General features: G+C 52.8%; 1 pseudogene. It reads right to left on the reverse strand.

The window, feature by feature from the left end:
- Positions 1-430, reverse strand: a pseudogene (gene ompA / locus ACU8YC_RS28455) (porin OmpA); the annotation flags it as partial.

Genomic DNA, 430 nt, shown 5'->3' on the forward strand with positions numbered 1-430 from the left:
CCTTTAGAGATCAGGTAATCAACAACGGACTGAGCACGTTTCTCGGACAGACCCTGGTTGTAAGCGTCAGAACCGATGCGGTCAGTGAAGCCAGAACCACTACGGAACCGTCTTTCGGATCCAGGTTGCTCAGCTGGCTGTACATCTGGTCCAGAGCCTGCTGGCCTTCTGGTTTCAGAGTTGCTTTGTTGAAGTTGAACAGAACGTCTGACTTCAGAGTGAAGTGTTTGGTCTGTACTTCTGGAGCTGGAGCCGGAGCCGGTGCAACTACTGGAGCTACAGTTTACTGACCGAAACGGTAAGAAACGCGAACGCTCAGCAGGCCGTTATCCGGACGACCACCAACGGTGTTCGCGTCACCGATGTTGTTGGTCCACTGGTATTCCAGACGGGTAGCGATTTCAGGAGTAATTGCATACTCTACGCCACC

Source organism: Citrobacter sp. VF227 (assembly GCF_052950715.1).